This is a genomic window from Halioglobus sp. D3-4 (assembly GCF_055809315.1).
The window spans coordinates 4,101,034-4,115,952 of sequence record NZ_CM147907.1 but is presented as its reverse complement, the minus strand read 5'-3'; the positions used below and the strand labels follow the sequence as shown (position 1 = coordinate 4,115,952).

Here is a 14,919-nt window from a genome sequence, read left to right as displayed (position 1 = left end):
TTTAGATTCGGGATCTTTTGATTCAGGATTTAAATGCGCTGGAAGATCAGCGATGTGTTAATACCACCAAATGCAAAATTGTTCGACATCGTAATCTCACAATCCAGTTCGCGGCCATCACCAATGATATAGTCCAACTCTGCACATTCCGGGTCGACATTCTGCAGGTTCAACGTTGGATGAAACCAACCATCCCGCATCATATTGATAGTTGCCCAGGCTTCCGTGGAGCCACAGGCGCCCAGGGTGTGCCCGGTATAGCTTTTTAGGGCACTAATAGCCGTTTTACTGCCCAAAACATTTTGCACTGCATGACTCTCTGCGATATCCCCGCGCTCGGTGGCGGTACCATGGGCACTGATGTAGTCGACATCCTGCGAGTGAATCCCGGCGCTTTTGAGAGATTGCTCCAGAACCCGGGAAATTGAATCGACACAGGGTTGCGTAATATGTGCACCATCACAATTAGTGGCGTAACCAATTATCTCTGCGTAGATATTGGCTCCTCGGGCAAGGGCGTGATCCAGTTCTTCCAGAACAAGTGTGCACGCACCCTCGCCGATTACCAGGCCATCTCGATCACGATCGAACGGTCGAGGTGTTAGTTCGGGGGAATCATTAAGCGTCGATGTGGCAAACAGGGTGTCGAATACTGCGGCCTCTGTGGGACACAGCTCTTCACCCCCGCCACAGACCATGATGTTCTGCAGTCCATGGCGAATAGCCTCGAAGCCGTAGCCTATCCCCTGGCTCGATGAGGTGCAGGCGCTTGATGTGGTATAGACCCTGCCCCTAATACCGAAGAAAACACCTATATTTACTGCTGCAGTGTGGCTCATCATCCGAATATAACTGGTCGCGTTCAACCCTGACGTGGAACCGTTCTCGTCCAGCAACATACTGCTAAAATCGGCTATGGCATCGGTACTGCCCGTAGAGGAACCATAGGCAATACCCGCATCGCCACTGGCTAGGAGGGCGTCGCCCAACAAGCCTGCATCGATCAGCGCCTGCTCTGTCGCAGAGACCGCCATAAGCGCGACCCGCCCCATGGTTCGAGTCTCCCGTCTGGAATAATGGACTGGCTTTTCAAAGCTGGTGACCGGCCCGGCCAGGTTCGTAAAAAGGCCCTGATAGTTCGCCCACTCCGGCATCTGGACGATCGCGTTTTTTCCAGCCTGTAACCGGGCCTTGACCTCAGACCAATCGCCACCCAATGACGATATACAGCCCATTCCCGTAACAACTACTCGCTTCATTTAGCACAAACCGCCGTTCACTGATATTACTTGTCTTGTTATATAGCTGGCGGCATCGCTTACCAGAAAGCGCACTGCTGCAGCTACTTCCTCGGGGCGTCCCACACGTCGCATGGGAATATTTTCGACAATGGACTCCAGCGGTAGATCATCCAACATTTCTGTCGCAATCAGGCCGGGGGCCACACAATTGACCGTAATCTTACGTTTTGCCAATTCCAGTGCGAGCGCTTTGGTCGCGCCGATGATGCCTGCTTTTGCCGCCGAGTAGTTAACCTGCCCTCGGTTGCCAATAAGACCTGACACCGAAGCCAAGGTCACTATCCGGCCCGGACTGCGCCGCCGAATCATTGGCATAATCACTGGATTGAGAACATTGTAGAAGCCGCCCAGGTTGGAGTCGATTACACTGTCCCAATCCTTACCAGTCATCGCCGGAAAGGCATTGTCACTGGCCAGACCTGCGTTACAGACTACACCGTAGTATGCGCCGTGAGCCTCTATATCTGCCAGCAGCTTTTCTTCTGCATCGCTCCTGTCCGCCAAGTCAAACTGGAGAATACGTGCCTGCACTCCCGCGCTTACCACACGATCACGGACAGCTTCAGCCTCTTCGATTCGAGAGCGACAGTGCAGTACAAGATCGTATCCCGCCTCCGCCAGATCCAGCGCTATGGATTTTCCGATTCCCCTGCTCGAACCGGTAACGAGAATTGTATTATTCATACCCCGAGCATTTCTGTGAGGATGCTGTCATCCGTTGGTTCGTAAACCGTTAAAACAGCGGTTTGTAACGTCTTACTCCCCTCAACCCTGCATTCAAAGGCTGCCATTCCAGAATCTCCATGCACAATTTGCGTGACTAAAACGCGTAAAATATCACCAGCCGGAAACAGATGCACGCTGGAATCAAAACGGCGAGTTCCTAGAAGGAAGCCCAGTTTTACCGGTTGCCCAGCCCGGTGTGAGCGCAAGCCCGAGAACGCAGCAATACTCTGGCCCATATACTCAATACCCAAATACGCGGGCACACTACCCTCACTGTCAAACATGCCATCCGCTCGGACGGTAAGCTCCGTAATAACGTAGTCATCCCCGCTCTCAACCACCCTGTCCAGTAGCAGCATAGGTGCGGCATGCGGTACCAACTCTTCAATAGGCGGATACTCCTTCATCTCACACCCCTATCACAAGTGAGACATTACTGCCCCCGAACGCAAATGAGTTACTCATACAAACCTGTGGCGCTTGTGACTTGAAATCGTTTTTTCCGGTGATCTCAACAGGGGCCAGGTTCGGATCAAGTTCATCCAGGAAGAGAGATGGGGGAAACCGCCACTCACTGCCGGATGTGAGGAGCAACCAGCATATACCCAGTTCCAGCGCCGCAGCAGCGCCCAGTGTATGCCCAGTAAATGTCTTTGTAGTACTGCAGGGAACTTTATCCCCTAGCAAACGATTCACCGCTTTACATTCCATTGAATCATTCTGCGCCGTACCCGTACCGTGCAGGTTGAGGTAATCAATATCTGAAACGGACACGCCGGCGTCCAGAAGCGCATTTTTCATCGCCAAAAACGCCCCCCTCCCCTCCGGATGCGGCGCAGAGATATGGTGAGCATCAGAACTCGCTGCGCCACCGTAAAATCGTACAGGCCCACTTTCCCTGCTCATAAGAAAAACCGCGCCGGCTTCACCGATTGTAATACCATCCCTGTCGGTTGTAAGCGGCTTGCAGTAATGCGTGGCCAGCGCCTCCAGCGAACCAAACCCACGCACCGTCAACTCGCACATGCTATCGACACCACCGACGACAACCGCATCGCATTGGTCAAGGTCGAGCAACCGCCTGGCGGTCAGAAAGGCATTGCCACTTGAAGAACACGCTGTGGAGATAGTCGATACTGGGCCAGATATATTCAGGTACTGCGCGACAAACTCACCCAATCCAGCGAAAACACCTTGCAACGCATGGTATCCCTCAGGGTGCTGGCCCGACACTCCCCAGGATCGCACCGCCTTCTCGGTGTTTGCAATCCCCGAGGTACTGGTTCCCATAACCACAGCAATACGCTCGGGCCCATGACGATTCCGGGCTGCTTCAATGGGATCTCTAATTTGTTCAAGTGCAGCGGCCGCAATCTGGTTGTTTCTACAATCATACTGTGACAACCCCGAAGGGAGCATCTCCAACTCGTCGGGAATCACACCTGCTTGAGAACAACACCATTCCCTATAGAGCATTTGTTGCTCCGGAACTGGACAATCACGCCTGAGTAGCCTGTTGAAAACCTGGCTTTTTCCAGAGCCAAGTGCACATAACAGTCCCATGTCATTCAAGTAGTACAGACAAACTCCTCCCCTACTATTACCTCAGTACCGCCGCTCATAATCTAACCATGACAAGCCATACGCAAAAAGCAGCCCAAGCGCTATGGTTTCGCCAAAAGCACTGATCAGCGGTGTTTGTGAGAACGCCAACATCCCAAAAGCTACTGTACTGGTAAGTGCTGAAAGCGCAATCGCAAAAGTTACTGCATGCTGAGTGTCTTTCGTGGACAAGCCGCGGAATATGGAATAGTCCATACTGACGCCAAAAATGAGCATCAGTGCAAGCAGGTGGATAATGGTATAGGTTCCACGAAGGTATCCAATAGCGGCAATGGTCAGCAGGCAGGCAATCATCGGGAGCAGCAATAACCGGAAAGCCCTCCTCCAGCCGTAAAACAGGCTCAATATTGCCAGGACAGAAAGTGCTCCTCCCAGCATCGCTACCGCGACACCCTGCCGATATTCTGCGAGCAACGAATTAATATTACCCACGGGATCAACATACCGGACTCTCGGATAATCCCGCAACAAGCTTGGCAAGCTATTGGAAGATCCATGCTTCGCTATACCGATCCAGCTAGCGCACACTGAGTGTTGGCAACCGAGAAACCTACCCATGCCAGTTGGCAGGGATACCGGATCCAGGTCTGTCAGTTGAAGGGGGTTAAAATTAACCGGGATACTGCTCAGCACCTCGTCCTGATATGCCGGGAGGAACCCTAAGGTTTCAAGGTGCTCGGATAGTTGTCCGCTTTCCAATAGCTGCCGGACCAAAGCGAAGTTTTGCCGCTGCGTTGCCACGGAGGGAACCACTGTGGATATACCGCGTAATTCGACCACACCAGCTTCACCGCCGGTAGTTTGGGTCATCGCCAACAACTGCTCTTCCGTTGCCAGTACCGCTTGCTCGCTGTCCCCCTCTACCAGAAGGTATCGAGTGTCTGAGGCTAGCGACATACGATTTGTGATCAGCGCCTCATCGGCAACCAGATCCAACGGCTTGCCATAGAAACCCCGCACCTCGTCCAGTGGAGTCAGCAACAACCAGCCAGGCACTGCCAGTAAGGCTACGAGCGCAGGTATTCGCAGGGCGCGTACAGACACCCTTGGACCACTTAAGAATTTCGGTAACTTTGCGCCGACCGGCGGCCCGCGATACAAAAGTGGATAGAGTAGGCAAACCGTCGCAAAGCTAAACAGCAACCCCGATGTCATGAAAACACCAATCTGCCGTATTCCTGGAAATGGCATTACAGTCAGAGCTAAAAATGCCACACAAGTACTCAGCAGGCCCAAACTCAAACTGGAAGCGACTTGCGACAATGCCGCCTTCCGACTCCACCCCGGCAGCAACGAATGTGCGAGGTAGTGGTAGCTGTAATCTACAGCAATACCGATGATCGTAGTCCCAAACACCAAGGTGAGAATATGAATCTCCCGCAGGACCAGAACGGTAATCACCATGCCGCCAGCCACCCCGGTAGCCACGCTCAACAGGGTTAAACCAATCGCGGACACTGAGCGCAACAACGCCAACTGCAAGCCCACCAGAAGCAGCAGTGATACGACGCCGATAGTAGAAATTTCCCGCGTGGCACTCAGTGCGCCATACGCGGAGTACAGGGGTGCGCCGGTAGCATGGAAGACCACTCCTTCCCGACCAGCCCGCTCCTTGAGTCCGGAATACACAGAGTACAGGTTGGTCTTGGCATCCAGGCCTCGTTGACCGGATGGAACACTAAAGACAGCAAACTGTATGGTTTCTGGCAGACGATCTACCGCTGATGACATGCCCTTGGGTATCAAAGCTGACAGATAATTGCGATATGTGCCCATAGGATCGCTGGGCAGCGTTTCAGCTAAGGCACCACCCAAAGGCGTATACATCTTTCTTCGAAAGCCTTCCAGATAGCCATGGGCGTCTTGCTCAAGAGCCAGACGGTCTGTTGCAGTCATCAGGTTCCAACGAAATGGATACAGCTCTTTTGCCAAGGCCTGCCATTTTTGTGCTTCCACATCACTGGAATCCGCGGCAATCACTCCCAGAGATGTCAATTCATCACGCACCGACTCGAGAAAATGCCTCGACCTGTCGGCATCATCACTTTCTACCAGAACCACCAGCTGGCCTTCAAAAGCAGCAGCGGCCTGTGAATTTGCTTTCTCAATCCATTGATCGCTGCTTCCTGCTGGCAGGAGTGCCTGGAAATCACTGCCCAACCAATCTTGCTCGGGCCAGCCCGCAATTGAAAACAATAACAACGCTGTAACAAGGAAAACCCAGAGTACGGCCCGCGCCCTGTCAAGGTAGCTCTTCACAAGGCATTGCCCCCTCTTGATCAGAGCGTACGTTAATAAACTGCATAAGTGTCCGGTTTCGTTCTGAATCCACAATCTCGATGGATGACAGGTAGTTCTCGCCCTGAATCCGAACAAGTTCAATCGCCGCCCTCAACCGGTTTGACTTGGGCCTGAGTGATACAGACCAGCCTGAATCCGCCTCCTCAACTGACACCTCGAAAATACTCGTGAGTCCCGACAGCTTGCCTTCCATGAATCCCAGCATAACAGTTGATATGACTCTTCCTATTCCTCGATCATCAATCCGCTCACCATCGAGAAAAACGGTCTCGCCCTTAACTATCATGGTCGACTCCAGCGGGTGCATCACGTGCCAGAAGAGTCCCGACTCTGGAGCAAGGCAGAAGTTGCCTGTGGAAACGAAAGGCGTAGCCACGAATGACAAATACTTCTCCTGACGAAACTCGCCCAACACGTTGTCACTGACGACAAGCTTACTGGAAATCCCGGACAACTTGTCGTCAATAGCGTTGTCCATCGCTGCAGCGACAGAACTCAGCAGTAGAAGTACAACTATGCGCAGCACTTTCAAAGGCCAAGTTTCTCGAGTAGAACCGGAGGGCTGGCAAACAGCATCTCATTGGACGAAATTTCCAATGCAACCTGAATGGTATAGGCTTTGGTTAAGCGCTTATTGGTCGCAACATCAAAAATTCGGTAATCAATTTTCAGGCGATTTTCGTACTCAACCAAATCTGCTTGTACGCGCACGCGCTGATGCATAGTCAACGCACCGGCATAGCGTATATTCATTTCAATCACTGGCCATGCATATCCCGACTTTTGCATCTCGAGAACATTGTAGTTAATCGAATCCAACAATACTCCACGCCCAATCTCCAGATATTTGGCATAGTGCCCATGCCAAGCAATGCCCATAATATCGATATCATGGAAGGGGATTTCGATCTCTATACTGGCGCTAGCATAGCTTTCACTCATACAAACTCCGAAATTGTGGACGGATCGAGCCTACCGCATAAAATCGGGCGGATTTAGCTCCAGAACGAATAAAAATTAAACCACTGATACGGCGTGCGACGAACATTCTCTTCCAGGATTTCGGCGTAACGGCTCACGTATTTTTTCAGGGCAATTTCCCTGCTTCTGCGCGGCAGCTTGACCTGATCTGAAAACTTGTCACACCTAACTCTGTAACCCTGTTCAGAGCGGGTGCAAAAAATCGTATACACAGGGCATTTCAGCAATGATGCCAGAATAAATGGCCCTTCAGGGAAACTCGCTTCCTTTCCGAGAAAGTTTACCGTGCATGAACGGGTTCTACTCGACACCGGCAGCCGATCAGCCAATACAGCCACAAACTCACCTCTGGCTACACAGTCCGCCAGCCTCATGGCTGTGGCAGGTGTAAGCTGGCTAACCTCTATTAACTCAAGCTCAGATTCCACATGCAGCTCTTTCAACAACCTGTTAAACATATCCGCATGCCGGGTATGGACCAGTATGTTCAATTTGAGTTTAGTGTTGGCCCTGGAAAGACTACGACAAATTTCCATGTTACCCAGATGTGCGCCAAGCAGTACCGCGCCCCTTCGGGATTCCAGTTGATCGAGGAGTAATTCCCGATTCTCAAAGTTAACATTACTGAGAATATCCGAGTTCGCCCAAACACCGAGCTTATCAACTGTTGATTGCGCAAAGGCATACAAATGCTTATACACATCACGCCAAGTCGGCTGTGCGGAGCCATTGATCAAGCTGACTCGCTCAAGGAATTGCCTGGACGATTTCCTGGCGTTGCCATTCACTATGAAGTAGTACAGCACCACCGGCTGCAAGGCAATTTTAATCGCCCACGCACCAACGTTACTGTAGATCCATAAAATGAATCTCATCCCGGCTACAAAACCAACTTCCCGGATCTCAGCCCATTCAGCATTCCCTGCCAAGCGGATACCTCCTACGACGAATCAGTTCTGGCAAGCGCCTCAGCATTCCGAAGAAAAGGCGAGTATGTGCCCAACTAATACGTATATTGTCCCTGACACTCTGGAAGTGGGATATACCGTCCTGTGGATAACCTACAGTGGTTGGCACAGCCACAATCCGTAACCCGCGCCAATGTAATCTCACAAGTATTTCCGGGTCAAATTCCATTCTGTCACCGGTTTTCGCTCTATCAATTTCAGCCAGTGTTTGTGAGACCGGATAAACTCTAAACCCACACATCGAATCCTTGATATCCAATGACAATGTATTGATCCACACCCAAACGTGCGTGAGATAGCGACCGTACAAGCGCAACGTCGGAATATTCTCAAAAATGGGGTTTCCGCAGATGACGGCCTCGGGATTACTCTGCGACACTCCCAGCAATCTGGGTAAGTCACTGAGATCGTGCTGCCCATCAGCATCCACTTGCAGTGCGTGCGTAAATCCCATGCGAGCCGCTTCGCGAATCCCTGTTTTCACAGCGGCCCCCTTACCCCCATTCTGTTGCCTTTCAATCAGTGTAATCCAGGCGTTCTCGCGATCCAGCTGACGCAGGCGGTCTGTACAATACTCATCTGAGCCGTCATTGATCATTAGCGTTGGAATGGCGAATGGTTCCAATCCTGCGACCAAAGCCTCCAACGTAGATGGATGATTGAATACCGGCACAATGACGCATGGCCGATTCATACAGGCTCCCCATACATAAGACGCCCTTGACTGTGCTCTCCCGAATGGGAGCTGTAATGGAAACTCAGGCATCCTTTGGGGGCGCTATATTCCAGGGTTAACAGCAACTCAGTTCCCGGGCGGACTATTTCCTTGAATTTGATGGTTCTCATACTGTGGAACACACCGTCGATGCCAAAGAACTGTCGCCCAAAGTGCTCTGCCCATAAAATTTGAACCACACCGGGCAAAACCGGCGCATTGGGAAAGTGTCCCTCGAAATAGGGGCTGTCCAATGAGATCTTTAAATTCAGCTCACACTTACTAGCCGAAACCTGTTGGCTGGTTACTTCAGGTATGTTTTTTGACTCGAACAATCTCTCTATATCCCTATAGCGCAGCTTGCCCTGTGGGTTCCTGGGGAGCTCAAAAACAATACGCCAATATCGAGGGACACTTACTGACGTGAGTCGAGAGGAGATGTCAGCTCGCAACTGTTGAATAAACGCCCGTTTATCCCTGGCGGCAAACGCTTTCGCTCCAGTTTCGCTTAATACCAGGACTGCAGCAACAGATATACGGCGCCGGGTGAGCGGAATGGCGACGGCATCATCAAGCCAATCATGGTCTACCAGCAACTCTTCGACCTCGGGTAACGACACTCGCTTACCCTCAATCTTGATAATCCGGTCCAGGCGTTTTCCGAGTTCAAATGTGTTATGGGATAACTCCCCCACTCCATCAGCAGTGACATACCAATCGCTATCCGCAAGAAAATCGGAGCGTACCGCCAAAGCCCCCTCTGTGGTTCGCTTCACAACTACGCCCGGCAGGGTTCTCCATACCTGGCCAGCTGCTATTTGCTGACGCCAGGCGATGGCGCCGGTCTCGGAACTTCCAAACACCTCTACCGGGTATTTTCCACTGGCTTCATAGACTCTTTGAGCTGCCTCAAAGTTAAGAGGCCCCCCTGACGAGAATACTGCAGAGAGCGTTGTGCCCACTTCACTCCAAGGTATCTTCTGGCTCAATCGGTGTAGATGTGCGGGGCTCATTATCCATGCAATACGGGGCAACCCCCTGGCCTCGGAGCACATGGCGAGCGGGTCGAAGAAAGGGCGTTGCCAAAACATCCGCCCCGCGCAAAGGGGCCACAGTACCGTAAAAATGAATCCGTAGAAGTGCTGATGGCTGACGGTGCCCATAATAATCGATTCACCAAGCAATTCTCCCCACAGCGCTTCCAGCGCTTGCAGCTCTGCATCCAACTGATCTATCCGCTTTGAGATAAGCTTGGGCTTGCCGCTGGAGCCAGATGTAAAAACCACCAGCTCACCAGAAAGACGCAGTTCACATTCACTATCGGGCACTGTGCTGCTGGCGGTAACAACCTTATAGCAGTTCGGGACACCCGGAAACTGACCCAAAAACTGCGTCTCAGCCGCCTGAAGCTCATCTACTACGGCCCGATGATTGTCACCCGGGAGATAAACTGTCGCTCCGATGCTCCATAGTGCATAGAGCCCGACTGCCATGCGATAACTGTCCTCCTCAAACAGGCCCCAGCGGGAGCATTGCGCGCCAGCTAGCGAGGTTTGAGTCGCAGCTACATCGTTGACAAACTGTCCCCAGGAAATAACGCCATCAGAAGATATCGACACAGGGTGAGATCGGGGATAGCTATTGAGTTCAAGGCTAGCCAGCGCCAACATACGCCGCTCTCTTTACCCTGCGCCGAATGAGATATTCAACAGACATAATCAAGCTCATCAACACGTACGCTATCAAGCCGTTATAAAGTGCCCAAACCTCTCGCGAGCCAAAGTGAGCGGTATAAAAGGCCACGCCACCGTTCCCCAAAAAAAATAGACACCAAACAATGGTAACTCTCCGAGTATAGCTGACGGCCTGCGCAGTCAGGTATGGCTCAGATATCCTCGCCAATCGCTCGACAAATGAAGGGCCAGAAAAAAGTGAGCGAGTAAAAACCGCCAACAACACTGTATTGACCGCTACAGGGTAATAGAGCAATGAATCGGCACTGTCAGCCAACAAAGCATAAGCGGCCAGCAGCAACATGGCAGTAGCGAATAGTGAGGGTAGAATCGTGTTCTTAATCTGCTGCCTGGCCAGCAGTATTCTAGCCAGCGCCAAAATTATCAGCGCGCCACCTAAAGCTTGTGGGGAAAAGGAGCGCAAACCGAGGAACACAATGAGTGGATAAGCTATAACGAGAATCCAGCTCAGTCCAACCAGCAATCGTCTCATGGGATGCCGATAATATCCGAAACTGCGTTTACTACATCTTCGACGGTACGCACTGCTTTGAACACATCGGGATCGATCTGCCTACCGGTAAGCGATCTGAACTCAACGATCAGATCAACAGCGTCAATACTGTCGATATCCAGATCTTCATACAGCTTTGCATCGTAACTAATGGCACTCGGATCAACTTCGAACATATCCACCAACAACTGGCGCAAAGTCTCCCCTACCTCGTCTCTTGTATTCACTGGCTTACGGCTTCCTGCTCTCGTTGATAGGTGGCAACAAATTTGGCGAGCGCCTGCACCGAGCTGAAATGCTCTTTCACACGTTCATTCTCCGCATCAACACGTACGCCAAATTTTTGCTGTAGTGCCATACCCAACTCAAGCGCATCGATGGAATCCAGCCCTAAACCTTCGTTGAATAGTGGCTCCTCTGAGTGGATATCTACTGTCGTTACCTCCTCCAGATCGAGGGAATCAATAATCATTTGTTTTATTTGTAGCTCAAGTTCGTTCATGCACTAATCTCTCTAGTAAAATAGTCCTGCCATTGTCGGGTTACTGTCCGTGTATCCATCGATTGGCCACTGTGGATAGTATTATCCTGCGTGCCTTCGATAAAGCTTTCACTTTTGACATTAAACTGAAAATGAGGGCGATCATATGGTACTTGATACCACTTTTGATGTTTAGCTAAAGTCAATGGTTCAACCCTGATTGTCACCAACGACAAATCGCATTGACTGCGTATCCAGAGATGCGCAGCGCCCCGCTTGAACTTCAAGGGTGTATCGGGCACAGACCGGCTGCCCTCGGGGAATATCACCAATGTGGCATTATCCGCCAACTGGGCCGCGCTGTCTGCCATCAACGTATCGGCATCACTGTTTGGAATATAACCCGCCCAGGAGACAGGCCCTCTGGTAAAAATATTCTTGTACAAGCTCGCCTTCACAATACACGTTGCGTTGGGAATCATTGAAATAAGAAATACGATATCTATCAATGTTGGATGGTTCGCTATAACGATACTGCCGGCTTTGCGTAGCTCCGGTCCTCCTTTCACATGCCATGTCAGTATCCCAACGCGCGACATATAAAAAGCGAAACAGCGGAAACTCAATTGAATGAGTCGCCTGCACCGGCGCGTAGCGCGCTGCCTGTTCGCGGAGAACAGAGAGACTATTGGAAACAGCACGTAACCAAGCAACAGGCCACCCAGACCGAACAGTATGAAACCAATACCTACAGCAATTATCCGACCGTAGTAAAAGTCTTTTCGACGATTCAAGCGACAACCTCAATCTGCCAATTACACTGAGGCTCCTCCACGGTTACCTGTGAGCATTTACCACTGAGCAGCTCAAACAAGCGGGCCTGGTTACTCAAGGATGGAGAACTGGGTTTTGCTCCAGAAGCACACCGTTCAAGGGTAAAACTGAAGCCAGAATGCGATATATCCTCGCACTGCTGAACCAGACGCATAGCGATAGCCATCGGGGTCGAGGGCCCCTGGAGAAAGGGGGAAAAAAACTCGGGGAGCGATTCATCATAGTAGACCACATTCACGGAGGAATGGTGCCCTTCCTTTAGTATACCTGCGGCCTCGAGCAACGCGGGCACTGGACTATTTGCGGGGGGCGACAAAGCTAGCATGGGCGCCTCAATGCCACGAATCAATGACCACTGTCCCGCTATACCGTTATGGACTGATAGACTGAAAGCCCCGGGTGAGACTGGCTCCTCGCGAGCAATACTCTCGAGTATTCCAAACGTTCGCTGGATCTCTCCCATATAGGAGCTAAATATTACTGGCTCACTCACGCCACTTAGGGCACATCGATCAAGCACGTGAAACACTATCCGGGCCAGACTACCCAGACGCCGTCTTTGCATCGCGGGCACACTGCTCAAATCAGGCTCATTGATATGGGATTGGCTTAGCTTCCCGGATGAATAGTGCGTACAAAGTGGGGGCAAATTCCTTCCTACCTCCCAAGAGCACCAACTGTCGACCAATAGTTTCACATTTCCTACCTGCTAAGTTGTGCAAACCGCGACAAATCCGACTGCCATTGAATGTGCGTATCGAATTATCTGGCGACAGAAGAATGGCCTTGCTACAGATGCAAGCTTAGCAAATCTCGGTAGTTATCCCTCATCCTGAACAGGCAATGGGCACCCAAGGACTTCCAACGATCCAGTGTGTACTGAGCCTGGAATCAGGCTCAGTACACCAATAATGTCACGTCCAATATTATAACCCCGCTACACCAATACGGCGGGCTTAATATCACTCAAAAACGGCGACTTAACGTCTTCAAGCCCGTTTTTTAGCTGGCGCTTTTCTCTTTGCCGGAGATTTCTTCTTGGCTGGCGCCTTCTTCTTGGCTGGAGCTCTTTTCTTGGCCGGCGCCTTCTTCTTGGCTGCAGCCTTTTTCCTGGCCGGAGCCTTTTTCTTGGCAGCTGCATTTTTCTTGGCTGGAGACTTTTTCCTGGCCGCAGCTTTCTTCTTGCTAGCGGTCTTTTTCTTCGCAGAAGATTTTTTGCCTTTGACGGTCTCTTCAATGGCCGAGATATTATCGCTCGCCGACTTCTTCGCTTCTGAGACCAGCAACTTCCAGGCCTTCAGATTGGCATCAGCGCGTTTCTTCACAATCTTTTGCGCTTTACTGTTGGTGCTACTCGCCATCTTCTGCAGCGCCTGTACATCCTTTTTAGCGCGTTCGATGACTCGTTTTAACTCTTTAACAACTGCGTCCCGGTCTCCCCTGACTTTACGCAGCTCCTGTAGCAAGCCCTTCAACATTTCATATTGACGCTTAGCAATATCGGAGTAGCCGTCGATAATTGCGCGATTCGCCTGTGTAACGGCATCCATATTCTTGGCCGTACTTTTCAGGACATCATCCCACGAGTAATTGCCGATTTTTATCTCATCCATGTACTTACCGAGATTGAGCGCAGCTTTACTTTTGCTCGCGGATTTTTTCGCCGGGCGTTTACGCGTGGCCTTGGCTTTAGATTTAGATTTTGCTCTAGCTTTAGTCGTTGCCATTACTAGTCTCTCCCTACCAATTAGTTTTATGTTCCCGCTCCGCATACAACACGGCTGAGCACCAGTGTAGCCCAATAAACAAGTTTTTCCATCACACATTACATGGCAAATGTACCGATAACTGCGCTAAATCAATCGTATGCCATGCACGTATAGCTCCGCGCTGCTCACCATCGTATGCTGAACGTTTAAGCCGTAGATTTTTTAGTAGCGGCCCTCTATGCTTGCCCCACGTCTATCCTGTTTTACTGACACCCGAACATAAATCGAATGAGCACTATTCAACGCAAGATTGGATCGTTACTGGCGCGAGTTTTAACCAAGCCTCATCGCAACTATGAGCGCTTCTCGGTGCTCACGCAGGAACAACTGGACGAGTCGTTGCAACCCGGTGATTTGATTCTGGTAGAGGGAAACAATCGGATCAGCACTGTTATCAAATACCTGACCCAATCCACTTGGTCTCACGTGTGTATGTATGTGGGTGTAGATGATCATGGCGAGGGAATTCTGGTTGAAGCAGACCTCGTAGAGGGTGTGATTCGCTCACCGCTATCTAAATATGACGGCTACAATGTGCGCATTTGCAGGGCAGTCAGTCTTACTGAAGACGACAGAAAAGCTGTCATCGAATTCTGCATTGCGCGCCTCGGCCACCAATACGACACCAGAAACATTCTTGATCTTATTCGCTATCTCTTACCCATTCCTCCGGTGCCGCCAAAGTACCGGAGACATCTTATTGCGCTGGGCAGTGGCGACCCCACCAAGGCGGTTTGTTCAACGCTGATCGCGCAGGCATTCCAGTCCATCAAGTACCCGATTCTTCCACAGCTTCGACAGGTCAGTGAGGGTGACGCCCCCGCCCAGTGTGACGAGGATTTACTGGAGTCCCGGCATTTCAGTCACTTCACTCCGAGAGACTTCGATCTATCGCCCTATTTCGAGATCATCAAACCCACAATCAAGGGCAACTTTAATTACAAGAAAATCCGTTGGTTCAGTTAACTGCTTG

At 51.1% G+C, this 14,919-nt stretch carries 17 protein-coding genes; 1 reads left to right on the top strand and 16 read right to left on the bottom strand.

Annotated features, from left to right (window positions below):
* Nucleotides 1-29: 29 nt before the first annotated feature.
* The 16 genes from AC0L6S_RS18165 to AC0L6S_RS18090 form a co-directional block, all read right to left on the bottom strand.
* Entirely contained in the window at nucleotides 30-1,259 is a 1,230-nt protein-coding gene (locus AC0L6S_RS18165) for a beta-ketoacyl-ACP synthase (protein ID WP_473425525.1), read from the bottom strand.
* A complete protein-coding gene (gene fabG, locus AC0L6S_RS18160) occupies nucleotides 1,260-1,985 on the bottom strand; it encodes a 3-oxoacyl-ACP reductase FabG (RefSeq protein ID WP_473425524.1) in 726 nt (241 codons plus the stop codon).
* Nucleotides 1,982-2,434: a hotdog family protein gene (locus tag AC0L6S_RS18155; protein ID WP_473425523.1), complete on the bottom strand. Its 453-nt coding sequence runs from the start codon at nucleotides 2,432-2,434 to the stop codon at nucleotides 1,982-1,984. The genes fabG and AC0L6S_RS18155 overlap by 4 nt, the downstream gene beginning before the upstream one ends.
* Before the next feature lies 1 nt (nucleotide 2,435).
* On the bottom strand, nucleotides 2,436-3,590 hold the full coding sequence (locus AC0L6S_RS18150; RefSeq protein ID WP_473428640.1) for a beta-ketoacyl-ACP synthase: 1,155 nt from the start codon (nucleotides 3,588-3,590) through the stop codon (nucleotides 2,436-2,438).
* 42 nt (nucleotides 3,591-3,632) lie between these two features.
* A complete protein-coding gene (locus AC0L6S_RS18145) occupies nucleotides 3,633-5,846 on the bottom strand; it encodes an MMPL family transporter (RefSeq protein ID WP_473425522.1) in 2,214 nt (737 codons plus the stop codon).
* Between the two features lie 46 nt (nucleotides 5,847-5,892).
* Complete coding sequence (locus AC0L6S_RS18140; RefSeq protein WP_473428638.1) at nucleotides 5,893-6,477, bottom strand: outer membrane lipoprotein carrier protein LolA; 585 nt, start codon at nucleotides 6,475-6,477, stop codon at nucleotides 5,893-5,895.
* 2 nt (nucleotides 6,478-6,479) lie between these two features.
* Nucleotides 6,480-6,893, bottom strand: coding sequence for an acyl-CoA thioesterase (locus tag AC0L6S_RS18135; protein WP_473425521.1), 414 nt, complete (start codon nucleotides 6,891-6,893; stop codon nucleotides 6,480-6,482).
* Nucleotides 6,894-6,946: 53 nt separating this feature from the next.
* Nucleotides 6,947-7,861, bottom strand: coding sequence for an LpxL/LpxP family acyltransferase (locus AC0L6S_RS18130; RefSeq protein WP_473425520.1), 915 nt, complete (start codon nucleotides 7,859-7,861; stop codon nucleotides 6,947-6,949).
* On the bottom strand, nucleotides 7,845-8,594 hold the full coding sequence (locus AC0L6S_RS18125; protein WP_473425519.1) for a glycosyltransferase family 2 protein: 750 nt from the start codon (nucleotides 8,592-8,594) through the stop codon (nucleotides 7,845-7,847). Before AC0L6S_RS18125 ends, AC0L6S_RS18130 begins: the two co-directional genes overlap by 17 nt.
* Complete coding sequence (locus AC0L6S_RS18120) at nucleotides 8,591-9,943, bottom strand: ApeI family dehydratase (RefSeq protein ID WP_473425518.1); 1,353 nt, start codon at nucleotides 9,941-9,943, stop codon at nucleotides 8,591-8,593. Before AC0L6S_RS18120 ends, AC0L6S_RS18125 begins: the two co-directional genes overlap by 4 nt.
* Before the next feature lie 325 nt (nucleotides 9,944-10,268).
* Complete coding sequence (locus AC0L6S_RS18115) at nucleotides 10,269-10,841, bottom strand: COG4648 family protein (RefSeq protein WP_473425517.1); 573 nt, start codon at nucleotides 10,839-10,841, stop codon at nucleotides 10,269-10,271.
* Nucleotides 10,838-11,089: an acyl carrier protein gene (locus AC0L6S_RS18110; protein ID WP_473425516.1), complete on the bottom strand. Its 252-nt coding sequence runs from the start codon at nucleotides 11,087-11,089 to the stop codon at nucleotides 10,838-10,840. The genes AC0L6S_RS18115 and AC0L6S_RS18110 overlap by 4 nt, the downstream gene beginning before the upstream one ends.
* Nucleotides 11,086-11,364 (bottom strand): phosphopantetheine-binding protein, encoded by a 279-nt coding sequence (locus AC0L6S_RS18105; protein WP_473425515.1) that lies wholly within the window; start codon nucleotides 11,362-11,364, stop codon nucleotides 11,086-11,088. The genes AC0L6S_RS18110 and AC0L6S_RS18105 overlap by 4 nt, the downstream gene beginning before the upstream one ends.
* Nucleotides 11,361-12,137 carry a lysophospholipid acyltransferase family protein gene (locus AC0L6S_RS18100; protein ID WP_473425514.1) on the bottom strand — a complete coding sequence of 259 codons (777 nt, stop codon included), beginning with the start codon at nucleotides 12,135-12,137 and terminating at the stop codon, nucleotides 11,361-11,363. Before AC0L6S_RS18100 ends, AC0L6S_RS18105 begins: the two co-directional genes overlap by 4 nt.
* A complete protein-coding gene (locus tag AC0L6S_RS18095; RefSeq protein ID WP_473425513.1) occupies nucleotides 12,134-12,874 on the bottom strand; it encodes a beta-ketoacyl synthase chain length factor in 741 nt (246 codons plus the stop codon). Before AC0L6S_RS18095 ends, AC0L6S_RS18100 begins: the two co-directional genes overlap by 4 nt.
* A gap of 292 nt (nucleotides 12,875-13,166) precedes the next feature.
* Complete coding sequence (locus AC0L6S_RS18090; RefSeq protein WP_473425512.1) at nucleotides 13,167-13,904, bottom strand: hypothetical protein; 738 nt, start codon at nucleotides 13,902-13,904, stop codon at nucleotides 13,167-13,169.
* Between the two features lie 270 nt (nucleotides 13,905-14,174).
* Here AC0L6S_RS18090 and AC0L6S_RS18085 point away from each other — a divergent pair, with 270 nt between their 5' ends.
* Complete coding sequence (locus tag AC0L6S_RS18085; protein WP_473425511.1) at nucleotides 14,175-14,912, top strand: YiiX/YebB-like N1pC/P60 family cysteine hydrolase; 738 nt, start codon at nucleotides 14,175-14,177, stop codon at nucleotides 14,910-14,912.
* Nucleotides 14,913-14,919: the final 7 nt, after the last annotated feature.

What these genes read in the sequence shown, in the direction of transcription:
- AC0L6S_RS18085 (WP_473425511.1), top strand. Translation starts at nt 14,175, where the DNA reads ATGAGCACTATTCAACGCAAGATTGGATCGTTACTGGCGCGAGTTTTA.
- AC0L6S_RS18105 (WP_473425515.1), bottom strand. Translation starts at nt 11,364, where the DNA reads ATGAACGAACTTGAGCTACAAATAAAACAAATGATTATTGATTCCCTC.
- AC0L6S_RS18150 (WP_473428640.1), bottom strand. Translation starts at nt 3,590, where the DNA reads ATGGGACTGTTATGTGCACTTGGCTCTGGAAAAAGCCAGGTTTTCAAC.
- AC0L6S_RS18165 (WP_473425525.1), bottom strand. Translation starts at nt 1,259, where the DNA reads ATGAAGCGAGTAGTTGTTACGGGAATGGGCTGTATATCGTCATTGGGT.
- fabG (WP_473425524.1), bottom strand. Translation starts at nt 1,985, where the DNA reads ATGAATAATACAATTCTCGTTACCGGTTCGAGCAGGGGAATCGGAAAA.
- AC0L6S_RS18115 (WP_473425517.1), bottom strand. Translation starts at nt 10,841, where the DNA reads ATGAGACGATTGCTGGTTGGACTGAGCTGGATTCTCGTTATAGCTTAT.
- AC0L6S_RS18090 (WP_473425512.1), bottom strand. Translation starts at nt 13,904, where the DNA reads ATGGCAACGACTAAAGCTAGAGCAAAATCTAAATCTAAAGCCAAGGCC.
- AC0L6S_RS18125 (WP_473425519.1), bottom strand. Translation starts at nt 8,594, where the DNA reads ATGAATCGGCCATGCGTCATTGTGCCGGTATTCAATCATCCATCTACG.
- AC0L6S_RS18135 (WP_473425521.1), bottom strand. Translation starts at nt 6,893, where the DNA reads ATGAGTGAAAGCTATGCTAGCGCCAGTATAGAGATCGAAATCCCCTTC.
- AC0L6S_RS18155 (WP_473425523.1), bottom strand. Translation starts at nt 2,434, where the DNA reads ATGAAGGAGTATCCGCCTATTGAAGAGTTGGTACCGCATGCCGCACCT.